This is a genomic window from Pelomonas parva (assembly GCF_043555835.1).
GTDB classification, from domain to species: domain Bacteria; phylum Pseudomonadota; class Gammaproteobacteria; order Burkholderiales; family Burkholderiaceae_C; genus Pelomonas; species Pelomonas parva.
The window spans coordinates 261,550-281,941 of sequence record NZ_JBIGHV010000003.1 but is presented as its reverse complement, the minus strand read 5'-3'; the positions used below and the strand labels follow the sequence as shown (position 1 = coordinate 281,941).

The 20,392-nt window shown below is 70.1% G+C and carries 19 protein-coding genes; 10 read left to right on the top strand and 9 right to left on the bottom strand.

What is annotated here, in order from left to right; all coding sequences use genetic code 11:
• Positions 1 to 42: 42 nt before the first annotated feature.
• Together ACG00Y_RS08860 and ACG00Y_RS08855 are read right to left on the bottom strand one after the other, a co-directional pair.
• Positions 43 to 1,158 carry a YbdK family carboxylate-amine ligase gene (locus ACG00Y_RS08860; RefSeq protein WP_394477959.1) on the bottom strand — a complete coding sequence of 372 codons (1,116 nt, stop codon included), beginning with the start codon at positions 1,156 to 1,158 and terminating at the stop codon, positions 43 to 45.
• Positions 1,155 to 2,405, bottom strand: a complete 1,251-nt coding sequence (locus ACG00Y_RS08855; protein ID WP_394477957.1) for a cation:proton antiporter — start codon at positions 2,403 to 2,405, stop codon at positions 1,155 to 1,157. Before ACG00Y_RS08855 ends, ACG00Y_RS08860 begins: the two co-directional genes overlap by 4 nt.
• Before the next feature lie 106 nt (positions 2,406 to 2,511).
• Here ACG00Y_RS08855 and ACG00Y_RS08850 point away from each other — a divergent pair, with 106 nt between their 5' ends.
• Together ACG00Y_RS08850 and ACG00Y_RS08845 are read left to right on the top strand one after the other, a co-directional pair.
• Positions 2,512 to 3,078: an MOSC domain-containing protein gene (locus tag ACG00Y_RS08850; RefSeq protein ID WP_394477955.1), complete on the top strand. Its 567-nt coding sequence runs from the start codon at positions 2,512 to 2,514 to the stop codon at positions 3,076 to 3,078.
• On the top strand, positions 3,075 to 4,217 hold the full coding sequence (locus ACG00Y_RS08845) for a right-handed parallel beta-helix repeat-containing protein (RefSeq protein ID WP_394477954.1): 1,143 nt from the start codon (positions 3,075 to 3,077) through the stop codon (positions 4,215 to 4,217). Before ACG00Y_RS08850 ends, ACG00Y_RS08845 begins: the two co-directional genes overlap by 4 nt.
• A 6-nt stretch (positions 4,218 to 4,223) precedes the next feature.
• Here the strand turns inward: ACG00Y_RS08845 and ACG00Y_RS08840 are convergent, their stop codons facing one another.
• The 3 genes from ACG00Y_RS08840 to ACG00Y_RS08830 form a co-directional block, all read right to left on the bottom strand.
• Positions 4,224 to 5,363, bottom strand: coding sequence for a hypothetical protein (locus ACG00Y_RS08840; protein WP_394477952.1), 1,140 nt, complete (start codon positions 5,361 to 5,363; stop codon positions 4,224 to 4,226).
• A gap of 36 nt (positions 5,364 to 5,399) precedes the next feature.
• Positions 5,400 to 7,913, bottom strand: coding sequence for a ShlB/FhaC/HecB family hemolysin secretion/activation protein (locus ACG00Y_RS08835; RefSeq protein WP_394477950.1), 2,514 nt, complete (start codon positions 7,911 to 7,913; stop codon positions 5,400 to 5,402).
• A gap of 84 nt (positions 7,914 to 7,997) precedes the next feature.
• A complete protein-coding gene (locus ACG00Y_RS08830) occupies positions 7,998 to 9,089 on the bottom strand; it encodes an alkene reductase (RefSeq protein ID WP_394477949.1) in 1,092 nt (363 codons plus the stop codon).
• A 115-nt stretch (positions 9,090 to 9,204) separates the two neighbouring features.
• Here ACG00Y_RS08830 and ACG00Y_RS08825 point away from each other — a divergent pair, with 115 nt between their 5' ends.
• From ACG00Y_RS08825 to ACG00Y_RS08810, 4 genes are all read left to right on the top strand, one after another.
• The gene (locus ACG00Y_RS08825) at positions 9,205 to 10,071 is read left to right on the top strand and encodes a 23S rRNA (adenine(2030)-N(6))-methyltransferase RlmJ (protein WP_394477947.1); all 867 of its coding nucleotides are present in this window, start codon (positions 9,205 to 9,207) and stop codon (positions 10,069 to 10,071) included.
• Positions 10,072 to 10,089: 18 nt separating this feature from the next.
• The gene (locus tag ACG00Y_RS08820; protein ID WP_394477945.1) at positions 10,090 to 10,854 is read left to right on the top strand and encodes a UPF0149 family protein; all 765 of its coding nucleotides are present in this window, start codon (positions 10,090 to 10,092) and stop codon (positions 10,852 to 10,854) included.
• Between the two features lie 125 nt (positions 10,855 to 10,979).
• Positions 10,980 to 11,744 (top strand): metallophosphoesterase, encoded by a 765-nt coding sequence (locus ACG00Y_RS08815; protein ID WP_394477944.1) that lies wholly within the window; start codon positions 10,980 to 10,982, stop codon positions 11,742 to 11,744.
• 200 nt (positions 11,745 to 11,944) lie between these two features.
• Positions 11,945 to 12,892, top strand: a complete 948-nt coding sequence (locus tag ACG00Y_RS08810) for a formylglycine-generating enzyme family protein (protein ID WP_394477941.1) — start codon at positions 11,945 to 11,947, stop codon at positions 12,890 to 12,892.
• A 10-nt stretch (positions 12,893 to 12,902) separates the two neighbouring features.
• On the opposite strand, the gene ACG00Y_RS08805 is transcribed toward ACG00Y_RS08810, so the two are convergent.
• From ACG00Y_RS08805 to glpD, 3 genes are all read right to left on the bottom strand, one after another.
• A complete protein-coding gene (locus tag ACG00Y_RS08805; protein WP_394478597.1) occupies positions 12,903 to 13,871 on the bottom strand; it encodes a DMT family transporter in 969 nt (322 codons plus the stop codon).
• A 131-nt stretch (positions 13,872 to 14,002) separates the two neighbouring features.
• A complete protein-coding gene (locus ACG00Y_RS08800; protein WP_394477940.1) occupies positions 14,003 to 14,950 on the bottom strand; it encodes an alkaline phosphatase D family protein in 948 nt (315 codons plus the stop codon).
• A 40-nt stretch (positions 14,951 to 14,990) separates the two neighbouring features.
• Positions 14,991 to 16,481: a glycerol-3-phosphate dehydrogenase gene (gene glpD, locus ACG00Y_RS08795; RefSeq protein ID WP_394477938.1), complete on the bottom strand. Its 1,491-nt coding sequence runs from the start codon at positions 16,479 to 16,481 to the stop codon at positions 14,991 to 14,993.
• A 23-nt stretch (positions 16,482 to 16,504) separates the two neighbouring features.
• On the opposite strand from glpD, the gene glpK reads away from it, so the two are divergent.
• Positions 16,505 to 17,971 carry a glycerol kinase GlpK gene (gene glpK / locus ACG00Y_RS08790; RefSeq protein ID WP_394477937.1) on the top strand — a complete coding sequence of 489 codons (1,467 nt, stop codon included), beginning with the start codon at positions 16,505 to 16,507 and terminating at the stop codon, positions 17,969 to 17,971.
• 8 nt (positions 17,972 to 17,979) lie between these two features.
• Positions 17,980 to 18,231 (top strand): hypothetical protein, encoded by a 252-nt coding sequence (locus ACG00Y_RS08785; RefSeq protein ID WP_394477935.1) that lies wholly within the window; start codon positions 17,980 to 17,982, stop codon positions 18,229 to 18,231.
• A gap of 114 nt (positions 18,232 to 18,345) precedes the next feature.
• Here ACG00Y_RS08785 and ACG00Y_RS08780 read toward each other — a convergent pair whose 3' ends face one another.
• Entirely contained in the window at positions 18,346 to 18,921 is a 576-nt protein-coding gene (locus ACG00Y_RS08780) for a TMEM165/GDT1 family protein (protein ID WP_394477934.1), read from the bottom strand.
• Between the two features lie 86 nt (positions 18,922 to 19,007).
• On the opposite strand from ACG00Y_RS08780, the gene ACG00Y_RS08775 reads away from it, so the two are divergent.
• Entirely contained in the window at positions 19,008 to 19,403 is a 396-nt protein-coding gene (locus ACG00Y_RS08775; RefSeq protein WP_394477933.1) for a VOC family protein, read from the top strand.
• 230 nt (positions 19,404 to 19,633) lie between these two features.
• Positions 19,634 to 20,308 carry a helix-turn-helix transcriptional regulator gene (locus tag ACG00Y_RS08770; protein WP_394477930.1) on the top strand — a complete coding sequence of 225 codons (675 nt, stop codon included), beginning with the start codon at positions 19,634 to 19,636 and terminating at the stop codon, positions 20,306 to 20,308.
• The last annotated feature ends 84 nt before the right edge of the window (positions 20,309 to 20,392 follow it).

The following is a 20,392-nucleotide window of genomic DNA, read 5'->3' as shown; positions in this document are numbered from 1 at the left end:
GGGGAGACGAAGGCCGCGCCCAGTTGTCAGGCGGCCGATGTGTCAGCCATGCCAGCGCCGCGTCGCGCGCCGTACCACTTCGGGCAGCAGGTGGGTCTCGGCCTCCACGCGGCGCAGCCAGGCCGCGTCGTTGCCCACGCCGGCGATCTCGCGGCGCAGGTATTGCAGCGCGGGCTCAGCCTTCAGGTCGGAGGCGTGACTGTCCAGCCGCGACAGCACGGTGAACAAGTCGTCGCGCAGCACGCGGTGCTCGCCGGTCTCGGGGTCCACGAAGGTGCCGTCCAGCCCGAAGCGGCAGGCCTGGAAGCGGTTGAAGGTGTAGGGCAGGTAGTCGTCCTCGCTGAGCTTGAACGGCTTCTCGATGGTGATCCAGCGTGCCAGGCACTGGATGAAGCCGGCGATGGCGGCCGCCTTCTCGATGGTCAGCGGCGTGTCCAGCACGCGGACCTCGATGGTGCCGAACTCGGGCTTGGGGCGGATGTCCCAGTAGAAGTCCTTCATGCCCGCGACGACGCCGGTGCGCGTCATCTTGTCGAAGTACACGCCGAAGTCGTCCCAGCTCTGCACGAAGGGCGCGCGGCCCGACAGCGGGAAGGCGAACACCGAGTTCAGCCGTGCCGAGTCGAAGCCGGTGTCCTCGCCTTGCACGAACGGCGATGACGCGGCCAGTGCGATCAGGTGCGGGATGAAGCGGCTCATGCCGTGCAGCAGCACGAGGGCCTCGTCCGCGCTCGGGCAGCCGATGTGCACGTGCTGGCCGAAGATGGTGAACTGCTTGGACAGGTAGCCGTACAGCGACGACAGCTCGTGGAAGCGCGGCGTCTCGAAGATGCGCTGGCGCTTCCAGTGCTGAAAGGGGTGCGTGCCGCCGCCGCACAGGCTCACGTCCAGCTGCTCGGCGCAGCTGACCAGCGCGTCGCGGATCTGGCCCAGCTCCGACAGCGCCTGGCCGTAGCCCGAACAGATGCCGGTCGACAGCTCGATCATGCTGCTGGTGATCTCGGGCGTGATGGCGCCGGGCAGGCTGTGCTTCTTCACCAGCCGCAGCAGGTCGCCCGAGACGGGCGCGAGGTCGTAGTCGTCGCTGTTGACGATCTGCAGTTCCAGCTCGACGCCCAGCGTCAGCGGTTGCGATTTGGAGAATGCGCCCAGGCTCATTCTTGGGACTCCTTCTTGCGCGCGGCGCGCTTGGGCGCTGGCGGCAGCTCGCCAGCCAGGCGCAGCGCGAACTGCACGGCGATAGGGCCGATCAGCTCCAGCACCGCGATGCTGGCCAGGATGATGGGCACGGCACCGGCGGCCAGCGTCGGCTCGGCGCGCATCAGCTCGCTGAGCATGACCAGCGCCGTGGCCGACAGCGGCGTCATCGTGATCGACAGGGCCAGGCCTTGCCGCCAGCTGGACTTGGCCGCCGGCGCCAGCAGGACGATGGCCGCCGCCTTGGCGACGAAGCGTGCCACCAGCAGGGCCAGCGCCGCGAAGCCGCCGGCCACGAGGATCTGTGGCGACCAGGCCGAGCCGACGATGACGAACAGCATCAGCACCAGCGCCCCGCCCGACGTGCCGAAGTGGCGCGGCCACACCCAGGGCCGCTCGCTGGTGTTGCGCAGCAGCAGGCCGGCCAGCAGCGGCATCAGCAGCGTGGACACGCCGATGGAACGCGCCGCGACGATGGCGAAGGCCACCATGCCGAACAGCAGCAGCGCCGCGCTCTCGTTGCGCAGGTCCAGCCGCCGCGCCGTCAGGTAGGCGCCGCCGGCCAGCAGCGCCGCCACGCCCAGCGTCGTCAGCAGCGACACGGCCAGGCCGGCCAGCGCCTGCGGCAGGCTGCCGCCATCGTCGGCGGCCCACCAGGTGCGCATCAACGTCAGCGCGATGACGGCGTACAGCGTGTTCAGCGCCGTCAGCACCGTGGCCCGCTGCGTGACCTGACCCTCCGCGCCCAGCTCCAGCGCGACACGGCCCGATACGGCGGCCGGCGCCGGCATGGCCAGGATGGCGCAGGCGATGGCCGTCTGCCAGCCGACGTCGAACAGCCGCAGCACGGCGGCCACGGCGACGGCGCTCAGCAGCGCCTCGGCCAGGCTGGTGGCCAGCAGGCCGGGGTTGCGGCGCAGCCAGCGCAGGTTGACGCGGCTGCCGATCTCGAACAGCAACAGGCCCAGCGCCAGGTCCGTCACCGTCTGCGCGGCGCCCGACAGCGGCATGGACACGCCGTGGCCGAACGCGGCCGCGAGGCAGCCCGCCAGCGTGTAGCCCACCACGCGCGGCAGCCGCGTCGTGGCGGCGATGAACTCGCCCGCCAGCGCGCCGGCCAGCAACACGCCGACGATGAACATCAATTCGCTGGACGGTGTGACGGCCAGACCCGCCCACACCCTGGCGCCACTGTCGAGTGCATTCATGCGCTCTCCCTTTCCTAGATATCTCCGGGAGCGTAACCGCTGGTATCCACCCACCCTGTAGGCGAACACGCCGTGAGCCGCGCCTGCCGTCCTGGACAATCCTGCCATGCGACTCCTCAGCGTCAACACCGCCCGCATCGAGCACTTCGTCGCCACCAACGGCGAGCGTCTGGACTCGGCCATCCGCAAGCGCGCCCGCGCGGGTCGCGTCAACGTCGGCCCGCTGGGCCTGGACGGCGACGAGCAGGCCGACCCCAGCGTCCATGGCGGCCTCAGCAAGGCCGTCTATGCCTACCCCCAGGAGCACTACGCCTTCTGGGCGACCGTGCGCGGCCAGGCCAAGGTCGAGGGCGATCTGCAGCCGGGTGATCTCGGCGAGAACCTCACCATCACGGGCCTGCTGGAGAACCGGGCCTTCATCGGCGACGTGTTGCGCTTCCCGGGCTGCGAGCTGGTTGTCTCCGAGCCGCGCCAGCCCTGCTTCAAGCTGGCCGCCCACCTGGGTTTCAAGCACGCCGTGAAGATGATGGCGCAGAGCGGCTACTGCGGCTTCTACCTGGCCGTGAAGCGCGAGGGCACGCTGGCGACGGGCGAGCCGTTCGAGCTGATCCCGGGGCCGCGCGAGGTCGGCATCGCCGAGCTGTTCAAGGCCAAGATGAAGAAGCAGGCATGACGCGGCGCCGCGAATTGCTGGCTGCGGCCGGGCTGCTGCCTCTTTTTACTTCGGCCGCCCACGCCGGCCCGACGCTCAAGGTCGGCCCGCGCCAGGCCGTCAAGTCGCTGGCCGCGGCCGCGCACCAGGCCAAGGACGGCACGTTGATCGAGGTCGATGCCGGCGACTACATCGCCGACGTGGCCACCTGGCACGCGCACGACCTGACCCTGCGCGCCGTCGGCGGCCGCGTGCGCCTGATCGCGGCCGGCGCGCATGCCCAGGGCAAGGGCTTGTTCGTCACGCGCGGCCAGCGCATGCGCATCGAGGGCTTCGACTTCACCGGCTGCACGGTGCCCGACCGCAACGGCGCCGGCATCCGCCTGGAGGCCGGCTCGCTGACGCTGGTGGACTGCGGCTTCCGTGACAACGAGAACGGCTTGCTGACGTCAAGCGGCGAGGCCATCACGCTGGACATCGTCGACTGCGACTTTGGCGCCATCCCGCTGCGCCGCGGTGCCACGCACAACCTCTACGTCGGCGCCATCGCCCGCCTGTCGGTGACCGGCAGCTACTTCCACCACGGCCTGCTGGGCCATCTGCTGAAGAGCCGCGCCGCCGTCAACCACATCCTCTACAACCGCCTGAGCGACGAGATCGGCGGCCGTGCGAGCTACGAGCTGGAGTTCCCGAATGGCGGCGTCGCCGTCGTCATGGGCAACCTCATCATGCAAAGCTCGACGACGGACAACCCGCACGTCATCTCCTTCGGCGTCGAGGGCGCGAAGTGGCCCAGGCAGGCGCTCTACCTGGTGCACAACACGCTGGTGGACCAGCGGGCGGGCGGCGGCATCTGGCTGCGCGTGGCGCCGCGCCACGCCGAGGTCATGCTGGCCAACAACCTGCTCGTCGGCACGCCGCAACTGGCCGCCGACGGCCATTGGACGCGGCGCGCCAACTTCTCGGCCGACTGGGACGAGTTCGTGCGCGCCGCCCGCGAGGACTTCCGCCTCAAGCCCGCTTCATCGCTGCGCGGCAAGGCGCAGGACATGGGCGAGGCCGAAGGCATCAAGCTCAGCCCGGCGCGCGAGTACCGGCACCCGCACACCACGGTCGCGCTGGGTGGGGCGGCGCGGCACCCCGGCGCGTTCCAGGCCTGAAGCGACCTACCAGCTCACGCCCAGGAAGGCGCCGACACGCCGGCCGTTCGGGTCGTTGACCACCTCGATGCCGCCGGACAGCACGAAGTCGTCCTGCACCAGCTTGCCGGTGATCTTCCTGGACACCGTCTCGCCGTCCTTCCTGTACTCGATGAAGACCTCCGCGTTCTTGCTGACGAACTGCAGGGCCGTGGCCAGGTTGGTGGTGGACTTGCTGCCGGTCTTGGAGTTGATGTATTCGAAATCCCAGCGCAGCGAGGCGCCGCTGTCGAAGGTCGCCTGCAGCCGCCCGCCCACGGTGATCTGCTGGGCCGTGTTGCTCTTGCTCTTGCCCACCTTGAGCACCAGCGCGCCCTGGCCGCCATCCCATTCGAATGTGGACTCGACCTCGATGGTGCTCGCCTTCAGGCTGCCGTCGCTCGCGTTGTCGATGCGGAACACCAGCTTCCAACCCTTCTTGATCTCCAGGCTGCCGGCGAACTGCAGGCGCTTGGCGCCGAAGCTGTTGGACTGATAGAACAGCTCCAGGTGGTTGCGGCGCGGGTCCACCTTCAGCTGGCCCGGCAGGTTCAGTGGCTTGCCCGGGATCTCCAGGCCTGCGCCCTTGGGCACGAAGTGCAGGCGGATCTCGTCCTTCTTGCCCGTGGGCTCCCAGGCACCGGCCAGCACGAAGGCGTTGGGCACGCCTGACGGGAAGCTTTTGTCCGGGAACTCGAAGCGAAAGCGCGATTGCGTGTCGGCCAGGTAGCCGTCGATCTCGGATTCCTTGCCGTTGATGGCGACGACGAGGTTGCCGTTGGCAGCGTTGAGGCCGAACTTGCAGGTGAGCTGGAACCAGAAGTCGCCGTCACCGTCCGGGTCGACGAACAGCACGTTGTTGCGCAGCTGCAGGCGCGGCAGGCCGTCCGTGCTGGCGGCGAAGGCCATCAGCACCGTGCCGCCCTGGGCGATGGTCAACTGGTTGTTGCCGTTGAAGGCCCAGTCCACCGCGATCTTGATGGCATCGCCACCCTCGGCCGGCTTGACGCTGAGGGCGTTGTCGGCGGTCGTCCACTTGCCGAACTCGTGCCCGTCGGGCTTGGTCACGACGCCGTCGGTGTCAAAGTGGCACTGGATGCCGTTGATGGGGAGCGAGAAGGTCTGCATGGCTGTCTCCGGGTGGCTGAATGAAGGGTTGAGGCGCTAGAGCGTGTGGCGGCTGGTGATGGAGAGCAGCCACTGGCCGGAGCGCAGGCGGGCGTCGTCTTCGCCCACGGGCCGCGCCCAGTCCAGGCGCAGCGTCACGCTGGCGTCGGCCAGGTAGCGCAGGCCCAGGCCGGCACCGGCCTTGGTGCCTGCATGCTGCGACGGCGAGCCGCGCAGGCCGCCGATGTCGACGAACAGCGCCAGCGCCACCTGACGGCGCAGCAGGGCGCCCAGTGCGGCATCGACACGGTCCGCGCCCGGTGGCGGCAGCCAGAGCTCGTTTTGCAGCGCCCACGTGCGGCGGGCCACCGCCAGGTCCGCCGCATAGCCGCGCACCGACTGCTCGCCGCCGAAGGTCGGCCACTCCGCCTGCGGTGCAGGGCCGCGCACCGCCGTGGCGTTGGCGCGCAGGTCCCAGCGCCAGAACGGGCCGACGAAGCGCTGCCAGGCCAGCGACGCTTGCGCGCGCCCGTAGCGGCCATGGCCGGCACCCGCGCGGCCGGCCTGCACCTGCAGCTCCGCGTCCAGCGCCGAAGGCCGCGCCGTTGCGTGCAGGCTGTGCGAGAACACCAGACCCAGGCCGGCCGAGCGCAGCGTCACCCCCGCCGTGCCGGTCGGTGCGCCGGCTTCGGGCCTGATCGTCTTGCGGCCGGCGGTCAGCAGCAGCTGCGCGAAGGAGTTCTCAACGTCCCGCCACAGGTCCACCGTCGCGCTCAAGTCCAGGCCGGTGTGGCGTTCGTCCTGTTCGCCGCTGCTGCGCGGCTGCCCGGGCTCGAACTCGGTGTAGCTGCGCACCGAGGCTTGCACGCGGCGCGCCACGCCGTTGTCGAACCACAGGAAGTCGCGGCTGTACTGCAGGTCGGCCGAGGCCTTGCCCTGGAACGCCGCCGACAGGCTGAGCGTGTCGTCGGGCGACAGGCCGGCGCGGGCGAGCGTGCTCAGCAGCCGCAGCGGGTGGGCGCCGTCGTACTGCGCGCCCACGGCCAGCTCGTGGCGCGGCGGCTCCCTGCGGCCGTTGTCCTGGGCGGCCCTGGGCGGCGGCGCAGCCACGGCGGCGATGTCGGCCACGGCGCCGGCCTCGGGAGCCGACCCACCCGCGCAGTCGGTCAGCCCGAGCGCGCCGACCGGCATGCCCGCGCTGGCGCTGCCGGACTTCGTGACGACCAGGCTGACCGACTTGCGCCGGTGCTCTGCGCGCAGAATCGGCGAGGCGAGCTGCAGCCGGTAGCCCACGTCGGCCAGCCGGCGCATGCGCTCGGCCAGCGCGCGCTGGGTCAGGTAGGTCGACGAGAACTGCGTCGGGAATGCCGGGTCCACGAAGCTCAGCATCAGCGGCTGCGTGCCCGGGCCGGGCTTGCCCCCGGGCAGGCGGCGCGCGATGCACATGCGCGTGGCCAGCGCGTCGCGCAGCGAACCCCAGTCCGGCGTGGGCAGCAGCAGGTACAGCACGCGGCGCACCAGCGGGCCGTCCAGGTCGGGGTCGGCGTGGACGATGAGGTAGTCGAGCTGCGGGTCGGGGCTGAGCAGCACCCGCCCGCCGACCACCTCGACGGACCCGGGTTCATTGCGGTAGCGCGTCGGCTCCACGGCGATGCCGGCCTGGTCGTTGGGCTCCATCTGCGGCAGGTTGGCAGCCTGGCCCTTGCTGGCCATGGCCTGCGTGGCGTAATGCTGCAGCGCCACGCCGCGCGCCTGCATGTAGTCCTGCGCCCGCCCCACCACGGCCTGGCGCGACCAGAGCTGGCAGTGCAGCGGGTCCAGCAGGTCCTCGCGCAGCGCTTGCAGACGCGACGCCCATGCCGCCAAGTTCACCGTCAGCGCCAGCTTGGACTTGCCCGTGCCGTCCTCCCGGGCCTGGAAGGGCGGGGCGATGTCGAAGATGACGGCGCCGCGTTCAAGCGCCTGGTGGTCTTCCGTCTGCAGCGTGCCGTAGAGGTCGGGGATGGGCCGCGCCGGCTCGTCCAGCCAGTCGCTGGCACTGGCCATAGTCGCGTAGACATCGGCGTACAGGCCTCGCTCGAACGTGACCCGCACGGGCAGCGGGTCGTTGCGGTGCGCCTCCAGCCAGCGGGTGAACACCTGCTGCGCCTGGGTCCAGGGGCCCGAGAAGGTGTTGGCTTCGGCGGTCGCCGGGTCCGACTTCGCCAGGCGGCCCAGCGCCAGGCGCAGCGCGGGCAGGTCGGTGCGCGGCTGGTTGTCGGCATCCGTCGCGTTGAACGGGTCGAGCGCCAGCTGCTCCAGCACCGGGCCGCGGCGCTGCAAGGTCTTGTCGATGGCGGCGATCAGCCCGGCCTTGAGCGCGTCATCGGACAGCTGGCAGGCCCGGTACACGGCGGCATGGTCGCCCAGCGCCAGGCGGGTGCTGGCCGGGTCCAGCGCGAGGTGACCGCCACGCAGCATCAGCGTGGCATGCAGCCGGGGCGGCGGCGACTGGGCGAGCGCCGCCGCCGGGCCGAGCAGCGCCGCTGCCAGCCCCACGGCGGCGAGCCAACTGCCAAGTCCACCCGCCATCGCGCCCTCCTTGTGGGGCGGCCAATGTCGCACGACGAGCCCGCCGGCGTTTCCCCAGGATTAGGGAACGCGGCTGGCGGGGGGTCAGGCGCGCAACAGTTCCGCTGCGGCGGGGTAGTCCGTGTAGCCCTCGGCGCCACCGCCGTAGAACGTCTCCTTCTGCGGCGCGGCCCAGGGCAGGTCGTCACGCAGGCGCTCCACCAGGTCGGGGTTGGCGATGAAGGGCCTGCCGATGGCCACTGCATCCACCCGCCCGCTGGCCACGGCGTCCAGCGCCATGGCCCGGTCGAAGCCGTTGTTGGCGATGTAGGGGCCGGCGAACCGGCGGCGCAGCTCGGCGTAGTCGAACGGCGCGTTGTCGCGCGGGCCGCCGGTGGCGCCTTCGACGACCTCCAGGAAGGCCAGTTTCAGGGGTGCGAGCTGGTCGACGACATGGTTGAAGAGGGCTTGCGGGTCGCTGTCCTGGCCAATGTCGTTGGCCGGCGTGACCGGGCTGATGCGCAGCGACGTGCGACCGGCGCCGATGGCATGCGCCACCGCCGTCATCACCTCGATGAGCAAGCGCGCGCGGTTCTCGATGGAGCCGCCGTATTCATCCGTGCGGTCGTTGGTGCTGTCGCGCAGGAACTGCTCCAGCAGGTAGCCGTTGGCGGCGTGCACCTCGACGCCGTCGAAGCCGGCCGCAATCGCGTTCTTCGCCGCCTGCGCGTAGTCGGCGATCAGCTGCGGCAGCTCGTCGGTGCGCAGCGCGCGCGGCACGTCGGTCGGCACCAGTTCGCCATGGGCCGCATAGGTCCGGGTCTTGGCGGCGCGGGCCGTGGACGACACCGGCGGCTGGCCGCCCGGCTGCAGGCTGTTCACCGAGATGCGGCCCACATGCCACAGCTGCACGACGATCTTGCCGCCGTCCGCGTGCACGGCGTCGGTCACCTGCTTCCAGGCGGCGATCTGCTCTGGGCTGTGGATGCCGGGTGTGTCGAAGTAGCCTTGGCCGTCGGGGCGGATCTGCGTCGCCTCCGTGATGATCAGGCCGGCGCTGGCGCGCTGCCGGTAGTACTCGACGTGCAGCGCATGCGGCGTCTGGTTAGGCGCGCGGTTGCGCGTGAGTGGCGCCATGACGACGCGGTTGGCGAGGGGGATGTCGCCGAAGCGGACGGGGTCGAAAAGGGTAGGCATGACGAGCGAGATGGGGATGGAAACGATGGCCGCAAGGCTAGCCGCGCCACCGCTTTCCCCGGCTGAGCGCGGTTGATGGGGCTGTGTTAGCGAGCCGCATAAGACAATTGGCCCCATGCTCGCCTACCGCCACGCCTTCCATGCCGGCAACCATGCCGACGTCCTCAAGCACCTGGTGCTGACCCGCGTGCTGCGCTACATGGGTGAGAAGGACAAGCCCTACACCCTCATCGACACCCACGCCGGCGCCGGCGGTTACTCGGTCGAGGGCCGCTATGCGCAGAAGAACGCCGAGTACGGCACGGGCGTCTCGCGGCTCTTCGACGCCAAGGGCCTGCCCGAGCCGCTGGCCGACTACATGAGCCTGGTGCGCGCCTTCAACCCCGATGGACAGCTGCGCCAGTACCCCGGTTCGCCCGCCATCGCCAACATGCTGATGCGCGAGACCGACCGGCTGCGCGCCTATGAGCTGCACTCGACGGACCACCGCATCCTCGTCAGCTACCTGGAGGGCCGCGCCAACACCCAGGTCAGCGACCGCGACGGCTTCACGGCCATCAAGGCGGAGCTGCCCTCGCCCACGCGCCGCGCGGCGCTGCTGATGGACCCGTCCTACGAGATCAAGACCGACTACGCCAAGGTGCTGGCCGCGCTGCGCGAGGCGCTGGAGCGTGCGGCCGACACGGTCGTCATGATCTGGTACCCGCAGCTGCAGCTGCTGGAGTCCAGCCAGCTCGCCCAGCGCCTGAAAGGCAGCGCCGACGCGACCGCCAAGAAGGGCTGGCTGCACGTGCGCCTGACCGTGGCCGAGCCCGCCGACCGCCCGGACGGCAAGGGCCTGGGCATGCTGGGCAGCGGCATGTTCATCGCCAACCCGCCGTTCACGCTGCACGACGAACTGGCCGAGTGCCTGCCGCTGCTGGTGGAGAAGCTGGGCCAGTACGACGGTGCGAACTTCGTGCTGGAGCAGAAGGCGGCCTGAAGGCCACAATCCCCCGCCATGAGCACCACCCAAGACCTGACCGACGCCGAGTTCGCCGAACTCGACGAACTCCTGGCATCCACGCCCGAGCCGCTGCAGCCACTGGACGCGTCCATGCTGGACGGCTACCTGTGCGGCGTCATCGTGCAGCCCCGCCTCATCGACACGGACGAGTGGCTGCCCAACATCTTCGACTACGACGGCGGCCTGCTGCCCGACAGCGTCGACGCCGCCTGGCTGGACCGCCTGACCCAGCTCGTCGAGCGCCGGCACGCCGCGCTGATGAAGGGCCTGGCCGAGGACGGCTGGTTCGACCCGGTCGTGCTGGATGTCGACGAAGATGCACAACCCGACCCGCTGCCCGAGGACGCGACCGACGAGGAGCGCTCGGCGCGCGCCAGCTACGACGCGCTGGGCCCGCTGTCGCATGCGCTGATGCCCTGGGTGGCCGGCTTCCAGCATGCGGTGCTGTGCTTCCCCGAGCTGGCCGACATGCCCAACGACGACGTCGCCGCCGCGCTGGCCCGCCTGTACCGTCACCTGCCGGCCGAGACCGACGAGGAGAAGGAAGTCGTCGCCACGCTGAACCGCGAGTACCCGCTGAAGGACCTGGACGACGCCATCGAGGAGATGGTGGCGGCGGTGGCCGATCTGGCCGACCTGACCGAGGCCGAGCGCTACCGCGTCGAGACCATCCGGCGCGACACGCCCAAGGTCGGGCGCAATGACCCATGCCCTTGCGGGTCGGGGCGGAAGTACAAGGTTTGCCACGGTTCCAATTGATGTGAGAACCAACCCCGTAGGGCGGGTCATGACCCGCCGTTTGGTTGCGGAATCAGGACGCGCGTGTCGGGTTGTCGCCATCGAATGGTGGGTCGCGATCCGCCCTACGCCTGTCCGCCACTGACATGAGGTTGCAGCTGCTCTCCGATCTGCACCTGGAGACGGAGTCCTACCTGCCAGTGCCCGCCCCAGGCGCCGAGCTGCTGATCCTGGCCGGCGACATCGACACCACCTGGCGCAGCTTCGAGCTGTTCCGCGGCTGGCCGGTGCCGGTGCTGTTCGTGCCGGGCAACCACGAGTTCGACAAGCGCGACGTGGACGAGGTGCGCGAGGCGCTGCGCGCGCACGTGAAGGACATCGGCCTGCGCATGCTGGACGACGAGTCCATCGTGCTGAGCGACGCGCAAGGCCGGCGCGTGCGCTTTGTCGGCTGCACGCGCTGGTGCGACTTCGACGCCTTCGGCCCGTCGGGCCGCGACCGCGCGATGCGGGCCGGCAGCTACTTCCAGAAGGTCATGCAGTCCACGCGGCACGGCGAGGTCTTCGGCGTGGACGCCGTGCGCGCGCTGGCGCTGGAGAGCCGCGCCTGGCTGGCCGATGAACTCAAGCGCACCGGCGACTGGGATGCCACGGTGGCCATCACCCATTTCGCCCCCAGCCTGAAGAGCGCCGACCCGCGCTATGGCCGCCAGCCGGGGACGGCCAGCTTCTGCAACGACGACGAAGCGCTGCTGCCCTTCGCGCAGCTGTGGCTGCACGGCCACTTGCACTGCCGGCAGGACTACCGGCTGGGTGACACGCGTGTCGTCAGCAACGCGCGCGGCCATTTTCGCAAGGGCGAGGCCGATGGCTTCGACGGTCAGCGCGTCGTCGAGGTCTTTCCCGCCTGAGGGCGGCCTGCGGCGCTCCGTCTGGGGTGCCGGGTCTTGCGCATGGTCGCGAGTTCGTGTCCCCGCTTTCGGAACTCAAGCGCCCGGAGCCTGATTCCGTCGCGCAGGGCTCGCGATGAGGGCGCGGCATTCCTAACATGCCCGTCGCCCGGAGCTTCCCTCCTCCGGCCTTGCCACCCGAACGCAACCCGGATACGCCCATGACCTGTTCCCTCCCGACCCTCTGGCGTGGCCTCGCCAGCGCCGCGCTCGGACTCGCCTTGATGCCGGCGCAGGGCACACCTGCCGTCGGCCAGACGATCAAGGATTGCGCCGATTGCCCGACGCTGGTGGTGCTGCCCAGTGGCAGCTTCCTGATGGGCTCGGTGGACACCGAGAAAGGGCGCCGCAGCAACGAAGGCCCGCAACACCGCGTGACCATCGCCTATCGACTGGCCGTGGGCCAGTTTGAGCTGACGCGGGGCGAGTTCGCGCGCTTCGTGAACGCCAGCGGCTATCGCGACGAGCTGTCGAAGGGTGAGGCCTGCCATGTGCTTGACGGCAGGAAGTGGGGCAAGAGCAGCCAGCACAACTGGCTCAACCCCGGCTACGCGCAGACCGACGAGCATCCGGTCAGCTGTGTCAGCTGGCACGACGCGCAGGCCTACCTGGCCTGGCTGAACCGGCAGGTGCCCGGCAAGGGCTACCGGCTGCTGAGCGAGGCCGAATGGGAGTACGCGGCGCGAGCCGGGCAGGGCGGGCGCCACGCCTGGGGTGACGACGACGACGTCACCGCCGCCTGCGCCCACGCCAACGCCATGGACCAGACCGGCAAGGAACAAATCCCCGACGTGACATGGGCGGGCGTCAACTGCGCCGATGGCGCGGCCTACCCGGTCGCCGGCCCGGTGTTCAAGCCCAATGCCTTCGGCCTCTACAACATGGCCGGTAATGTGTGGGAATGGGTGCAGGACCACGGCCGCGTGGACTACACGGGTGCGCCGACCGACGGCTCAGCCTGGACCGAAGGCGGCGAGCCGAACTTCCGCGGCACCCGCGGCGGCGCGTGGTTCAGCTATCCGCCGGCCCTGCGCTCGGCCTATCGCGGCAAGAGCGCGCCCGAGTTCCGGGGTGGCGGCGTCGGCTTTCGCATCGCGCGGCCGCTCTAGGAGTCTGTCGTCAGGCCGTGTGCTTCACCGGCTTGATGCGCAGCGCCCACATGACCCCTGCGATCAGCAGGGCTACGCCCGCCAGCGTCGCCGGCGGCGGCGTGCGCTGGTTCCACATGAAGGCATAGGCCAGCGCGGCCAGCGTCTCGAAGACGATGAGCTGGCCCGACAGCGAGGTGGGCAGGCGCTGGCTGGCCTCGTTCCAGCACAGCGTGCCCAGCCAGGACGAGCACAGGCCGATGGCGGCCATCAGGCCCAGATAGGCCAGTGGCCGGTCGCCGAGCGGGAAGGTGTAGCCGGTCGGGATCAGCGCACCCGGCGCGGCCAGATGCACGAGACCCAGCAGCACCAGGCCGATCAGCGCCATCGGCCCCGTGACCAGCCCCTGCGCCGTGGCCCAGGCGCGTGGCGAGCGATCGGCGTGCGCGCGCAGCCAGTCGGCGTTGCGGATGGGATACCAGGTCCAGCAGGCCACTGCCAGCACGGCCAGCGCGGCGCCCTCGGCATAACGGCGCAGGTCACCGGCGCCCGAGCGCAGCACCGCCAGCTCGTCGTGGTTGACGAAGCTCAGACCCGCCGCAATCAGCGCCAGCGATGGCGCCAGCTTCCCCCACGGCAGATGGCCGTCGCGCACGCGGTTGCGGTGGTTGGCGCAGATGGCGATGACGACCGGCAGCGTGCCGATGATCATCGTCGGCAGCGGCGCGCCGGCGCGCTGGATGGCGGCCGACAGGCACAGGTAGTACAGGAAGTTGCCCACCAGGCTGAGCTTGGCCGCCTCCCACCAGTCGGCGGCGTGCAGCTCGCGCAGCACGCGCCGGTCCAGCATCAGCGCCAGCGGCAGCGCGATGAGGCCGAAGGCCAGGTAGCGCCCCACCGTCAGCAGCGCCGGCGCATAGCCGGGCAGCATGACGGGCGCGACGAACACCAGGCCCCACATGAGGCCGGCGGCAAGGGCGAACAGCAGGCCGAAGAGCATGGCGCGCATCATCCCCGAAGCCTCACAGCCGGCTACAGGCGGGGTGCGCCTTCGGCGCAGGCATGGCGTTTTCGCTGCAGCTGCGGCTGGCGGCCGCAGGGTTCAAGCCGGCCTGGTGCGCGCCGAGGCATTCAGCGCCAGGTGGCGCGATCAATGCTCACCGGCGCCAGCGGCGAGGGTTGCCCGAACTCGAACCAGCTGGCTGTGAGGTTTTGAGCGTCGATGTCGACCAGACCGTAGTTCTGGCATGTCGAGCCGACCCAGATCGCCTTGCGGATGGCCGCACCCGAGGCGGTGAAGTCGAACAGCCGCCATGGCCCGGTGTCGATGGCCTGGAAGTCGACGTTGTGGATGTCGCCGCTGAGGCAGGCGATACGGTGAACAGCCGCCAAGGATTTGAGCCAGGCGAGGTCTTCGAAGTTGGCCCAGCAGTCTCCCTTGTGAGCCTCCAGCACGGAGCCGCTGGCGAGCAGATGCACCGTGTCTGGCGGAGCCCCCTCGATGGCCTCCTGGATCTGGCGCCGCTGCGCCTCGCCCAGCAGCGCCCGCCTGAGGCGCCAGCTGCGGCCATCGGTGAGGTGCAGGCGCAGGGGAGCTTGCCCGGGTGGGTCCAGGACCACCTGGCGATAGCCGGGCGCAGGTTCGCCGGCCTGCCAAAAGCGGGCGTCGCTGTTGCTGGCTGGAAAGGGCGCTCGCCCTTCAAGGTGGGCGCAGAACGCATTGAACAGGGCGCGCGAAGCGCGGATCAGGCCTGCGTAGACCTTGCGGGTGATGGCCTTCTCTTCATAGCTCTCGTTCCAGAGGAAGTCGTGGTCGTCCCAGATCGCCACCGTCGGCACCTGGGCGATCAACGCGGCGAAGTCGGGCTGGCCCAGTTGGCGGCGGTATTTCTCGGCCACCAGTTCGACGAACTCGTACTCCGACAGTTGCTTGGGATGCAGCGGCGAGGTGAGCTCGTCGATGTAGATGGCATCGCCGGTCAGGACGAGCCGGTCGGGCCGCGCAGCGAGGATGTGCCTCCAGACCGGTTGCTCCCGAAAGACGGTCGCGCTGAAGCAGGAGGTGTGGGCGATTCGCATGGCGTTCCCTGTCGTTGAGGCAGGGCAATCTAGATGCGAGTCAGCGCGGCGGCATCAACACTTGTGACGAGTGTTGTTGCATCCATGCCGCCACCGCCTCGCGTTGCTCCTCCGTGTAGTGCAGGCCCAGCTTGCTGCGCCGCCACAGCACGTCGTCGGCGCTACGGGCCCATTCATGGTCAGTGAGATGGCTAAGTTCGGACTCGAACAGGCCCGGCGCGATCTCGGCGCCCGGGGGCGCGGCCAGCAACTCGGCGGCCACACTGCCGTAGGCGCGGGCCAGGCGGGCGACGACGGCCGGCGCGCGGTCTGCATGCCGCGCTTGCAGCTCGGCCGTGAAGGCGGCGATGTCCACACCATGCGGCCCCAGGTCGCCGCCGGGCAAATGGGTGCCGGCCGTCCAGGGCTTGCGCGCATCGCCGAGCAATTCGCCGAGCTGCGTCGCGCCGTCCTCGGCCAGCTTGCGGTAGGTCGTCAGCTTGCCGCCCCAGACGTTGAGCAGCGGAGCGCCCCCGGCCACGTCCGTCTCCAGCAGGTAGTCGCGCGTCACGCTCGATGCCGAGCCGCCTTCGTCCAGCAGCGGCCGCACGCCGGCATAGGTCCACAGCACATCGGCAGGCGTCACGGGGCGGGCCAGATAACGGCTCGCCTGCTCGCACAGGTAGCTCACTTCGGCGGCCTCGATGGCGGCGCGCGCCGGTGGGTCCTGGCCGTCGGGCAGCTCCACGTCCGTTGTGCCGATCAGCGTGAAACGACCCTCGTAGGGGATGGCGAAGATGATGCGCCCGTCGGCGTTCTGGAAGATGTAGGCGTGGTCATGCGTGAAGCGCTGGTCCACGACGATGTGGCTGCCCTTGACGAGCCGCAGGCCGCGCGCCGGCAGGCCCTGATCGCGCAGGAAGGCTTCAGCCCACGGCCCGGCCGCGTTGACGAGGGCGCGGCTGCGAATGCGGCGGCCGTTCTGCAGCGTGATCTGCCAGGCCTCGGCGCCGCGCTCGGCCTTCGTGACGGCGCAGCGCGTCAGCACCTCGGCGCCACGGGCCTGTGCGTCTTGCGCGTTCAGTACGACGAGACGGGCGTCGTCCACCCAGCCGTCCGAATAGACAAAGCCGCGCGTGAACTCGGGCTTCAGCGGCGCACCGTAGGCGCTGCCCGCCAGCCGCAGGCCGTGCGAGCCCGGCAGCAGCTCGCGGCGGGCAAGGTGGTCATAGAGGAACAGTCCTGCGCGGATCATCCAGGCCGGCCGCAGGTGCGGCGCATGCGGCAGTACGAAACGCAGCGGGCGGATCAGATGAGGCGCGCTGCGCAGCAGCACCTCGCGCTCCTGCAAGGCCTTGCGCACCAGCGAGAACTCATAGGTCTCCAGGTAGCGCAGCCCGCCGTGCACGAGCTTGGTGGACGACGAGGATGTGTGCGAGGCCAGGTCTTGCGCTTCAGCCAGCAGCACCCGCCAGCCGCGCCCGGCAAGGTCACGCGCCAGGCCGGTGCCGTTGATGCCGCCGCCGACGACCACCACGTCAAAATCGATCATTGGCTCACTCTAAGGGACAAGTGATGGATGCACTGCTGGCGCTGGATCAAGGCACCTCCAGCTCGCGCGCCGTGGTCTTCGGCCGCGACGGCCGCATGCTGGCCGTGGCGCAGCGCGAGCTGACGCAGCACTTCCCGCAGCCGGGTTGGGTCGAGCACGATGCCGGCGAGATCTGGGAGGGCCAGATCGCGTGTGCCCGCGAGGCGATGTCCAAGGCGGGGGTGAAGGCAGCCGCCATCGGCATCACCAACCAGCGCGAGACCGTCGTGCTGTGGGACCGCAAGATGGGTGAGCCGTTGCACAAGGCCCTGGTCTGGCAGGACCGGCGCACGGCGGCCTTCTGCGAGAGCTTGAAGGCGCAAGGCCTGGAGCCGCGTGTGCGCGAGCTGACCGGCCTGCTGCTGGACCCGTACTTCTCGGCCACCAAGCTGCGCTGGTTGCTCGACAACGTGGCCGGCGCCCGCGAGCGCGCCGAACGCGGCGAGCTGGCCTTCGGCACGGTGGACAGCTGGCTGCTGTGGAAGCTGACCGACGGTGCCGTGCATGCGACCGACGCCAGCAACGCCTCGCGCACGCTGCTGTTCGACATCCACCGTGGCGATTGGAGCGATGAGCTGCTGGGCATCTTTGGCATTCCGCGCGCGCTGCTGCCCGAGGTGCGGCCATCGGCTGGCGTGTTCGGCCAGGCGGCGGAGTTCGGTGTGCCGATCTCGGGCATTGCCGGCGACCAGCAGGCCGCGTTGTTTGGCCAGGCAGCGCTGCAACCCGGCCAGGCCAAGAACACGTATGGCACCGGCTGCTTTTTGCTGATGCACACCGGCACGCAGGCGCACATGTCCACCCAAGGCCTGCTGACCACGCGCGCCGCGCAGCTGGATGCGTTGCCGCAGTACGCACTGGAAGGCAGCGTCTTCGTCGGCGGCGCCGTCGTGCAATGGCTGCGCGACGGGCTGCATGCAGTGCAGGCCAGCAGCGAAGTGCAGGCGCTGGCACTGAGCGTGCCGGATGCCGGCGGCGTCATGTTCGTGCCCGCCTTCGCCGGCCTGGGCGCGCCCTATTGGCGGCCCGACGCGCGTGGCGCCATCCTGGGCCTGACACGCGGCAGCACCCAGGCCCACATCGCCCGCGCCGCGCTGGAGAGCATCGCCTTCCAGAGTGCGGCGGTGCTGGCGGCGATGAATGCTGACGTGGGCGCGGCCGAGCGCCTGACCGAGCTGCGCGTGGACGGCGGCGCGTCGGCCAACGACTTGTTGATGCAGTTCCAGGCCGACCTGCTGGGCATCCCGGTGCTGCGGCCCCAGGTCATTGAGACCACGGCGCTAGGGGCGGCGCTGCTGGCGGGGATTGGCGCCGGGGTCTATGCGTCGGCCGATGAGATCGGCGCCATCTGGCAACTGGACCGCGCCTTCGAGCCGCGCATGTCGCGCGACGAGGCGGAGGCGCGGCTCGCGCAGTGGGACCGGGCGGTGCGGCAGGTGTTGGCGGCGTGAGAGTGCGTATGGACCGTGAGACGAAGTGGGTCGGCTGGTTTGCCTTGACGCTGGGTGGCGTCGGCATCCTGGAGGGCGTGCGCACGCTGGTGGATGGATTCACGCCCGCCGAGGTGAGCTACTGCAGGGCGTTTTGCGGGCTGGCACTGCTTGCGACGGAGCTGTTCGGTGCCGGCGCGGGCACGCTGGTCGGCGGCTTGCTCTGGCTGGCCGCAGGCGCGGTCTTCTGCTGGTTTGGGTATCGCGTCCTGAAAGGCTAGATCAGCCTCGTAGGGCGGGTCATGACCCGCCGCTTGGTGGCGTACCCGAACCCGAATTCCGATGTGGGTTTGCGGGGCGAAACGGCGGGTCGCGACCCGCCCTACCCGCTTGCATCAGCCCAGCAGCGCCCCACCCGCCACCAGCGTCACCACCCCCAACACCGCAAAGATCACCGCCGCCACCGCGTGCACCAGCTTCACCGGCAGCTTGTGCGCCAGCTTGTCGCCCACCAGCACGGCGGGCACGTTGGCCAGCATCATGCCGGCCGTCGTGCCGGCAACGACGCCGATGAAGTCCAGCGGGAAGCGCGCCGCCAGCGCGACAGTGGCGATCTGCGTCTTGTCGCCCATCTCGGCCAGGAAGAAGGCGATGACCGTCGTCACGAACACGCCGTGGCCAGGTTTGGGCGCGTCGTCCTCGTCGAGCTTGTCGGGGATCAGCATCCAGCCGGCCATCGCGATGAAGGACAGGCCCAGGCCCCAGCGCAAGGCCGTGGGGCCGATGACGCTGGTCAGCCAGCCGCCCAGGGCGCCGGCCAGCGCGTGGTTGACGACCGTCGCGACAAAGATGCCCAGCACGATGGGCCAGGGCCGCTTGAAGCGGGCCGCGAGCATGAAGGCGAGGAGCTGGGTCTTGTCGCCGATCTCGGCGAGGGCCACCAGGCCGGTGGCGATGAGGAAGGCTTGCATTGGTGGCGATTTTCGTCTGCCTTGCTGACACGGCCTGACAGGCGACCTGGCGCAGCATGCGTGCCTGCCAAGCCAAGGAGCACTGCATGAACTTCGCCTACACCCTCGTCTACGTGGCCGATGTCGCCTCGTCACTCGCCTTCTTCGAGCGCGCCTTCGGCCTACCGACTCGCTTCCTGCACGAGAGCGGCGCCTATGGCGAGGTCGACACCGGTGCCAGCGGCACCACCTTGGCCTTTGTCGACCACGCGACGGCGCGTGACAGCGTGCAGCACGACTACGTGGCCGCCGACGCCAGCGACAAGCCGCTGGGCATGGAGATCGGCTTCACGGTGACCGATGTTCAAGCGGCCTTCGACAAGGCCGTGGCCGCCGGTGCGAAGGCGCTGGCCTCACCCGTCACCAAGCCCTGGGGCCAGACGGTGGCCTATGTGCGCTGCCCGGACGGCACGCTCGTCGAACTCTGCACGGCGATGGGCTGACCTTGCCCCTTCGCTGGGCGGTCCGGCCCTGGCGCGGCGCGGGCGGTGAAGAGCTGATCCTGCGCCAGTGACAGCAGCGGGGCGCTGATGGCGCCCATCGAAACCACATCGACCCGCTGGGTGCCGCAGGCATGTGAGGAGGCGTAGATGCCCATGATCGTGTTCGACCTCGTTATCGGTGACCCATGCCTTCTGCAAGGACCGTACCGACACCCCCACAATTCCCTCCCATGCGCCGCGCCGACCGCCTCTTCCAGATCGTCCAGCTCATCCGTGGCCGCCGCCTCACGACGGCGGACTACCTCGCCCAGCGGCTGGAGGTGTCCATGCGCACCGTCTACCGCGACATCGCCGCGCTGGCCCAGCAGGGCGTGCCCATCGAGGGCGAGGCGGGCGTGGGCTACCGCATGCGGGCGGGTTTCGACCTGCCGCCGCTGATGTTCAGCAAGCAGGAAGCGCAGGCCCTGGTCGCGACGGTGCGCATGGCCGAGTCGCGGCTGGACGCGGCGCTGGCCCGCCAGGCCGAGAACGCGCTGTCCAAGATCCTCGCCGTGCTGCCGCTGGACGCCCGCGCCGCCGCCGAGAGCCTGGCGCTGTACGCGCCGCTGCCGGCGCTGGACCCGCAGACCGGCGCCCACCTGACCGTGCTGCGCGAGTCCACCGAGGCGCGGCGCAAGCTGAAGATGGGCTACCTGGACCTGGGCGGCGTGCGCAGTGACCGCATCGTGCGCCCGCTGGCCTGCCTGTTCTGGGGGCCGGTGTGGACGCTGTCCGCCTGGTGCGAGCTGCGCAACGACTTCCGCAGCTTCCGCGTCGACCGCATCGAGACGCTGGAGCCCATGGAGACCTTCCGCGACGAGCCGGGCAAGACGCTGGCGGACATGCGGCGCCAGCAGGACTGTTGACCCCTCGCCCGGGCTCAGCCCCCGAGGGGACGGCGATGCTCACGGATTGCGCCGCGAGCACATCGCAGGCCCGACGCTCGGCCC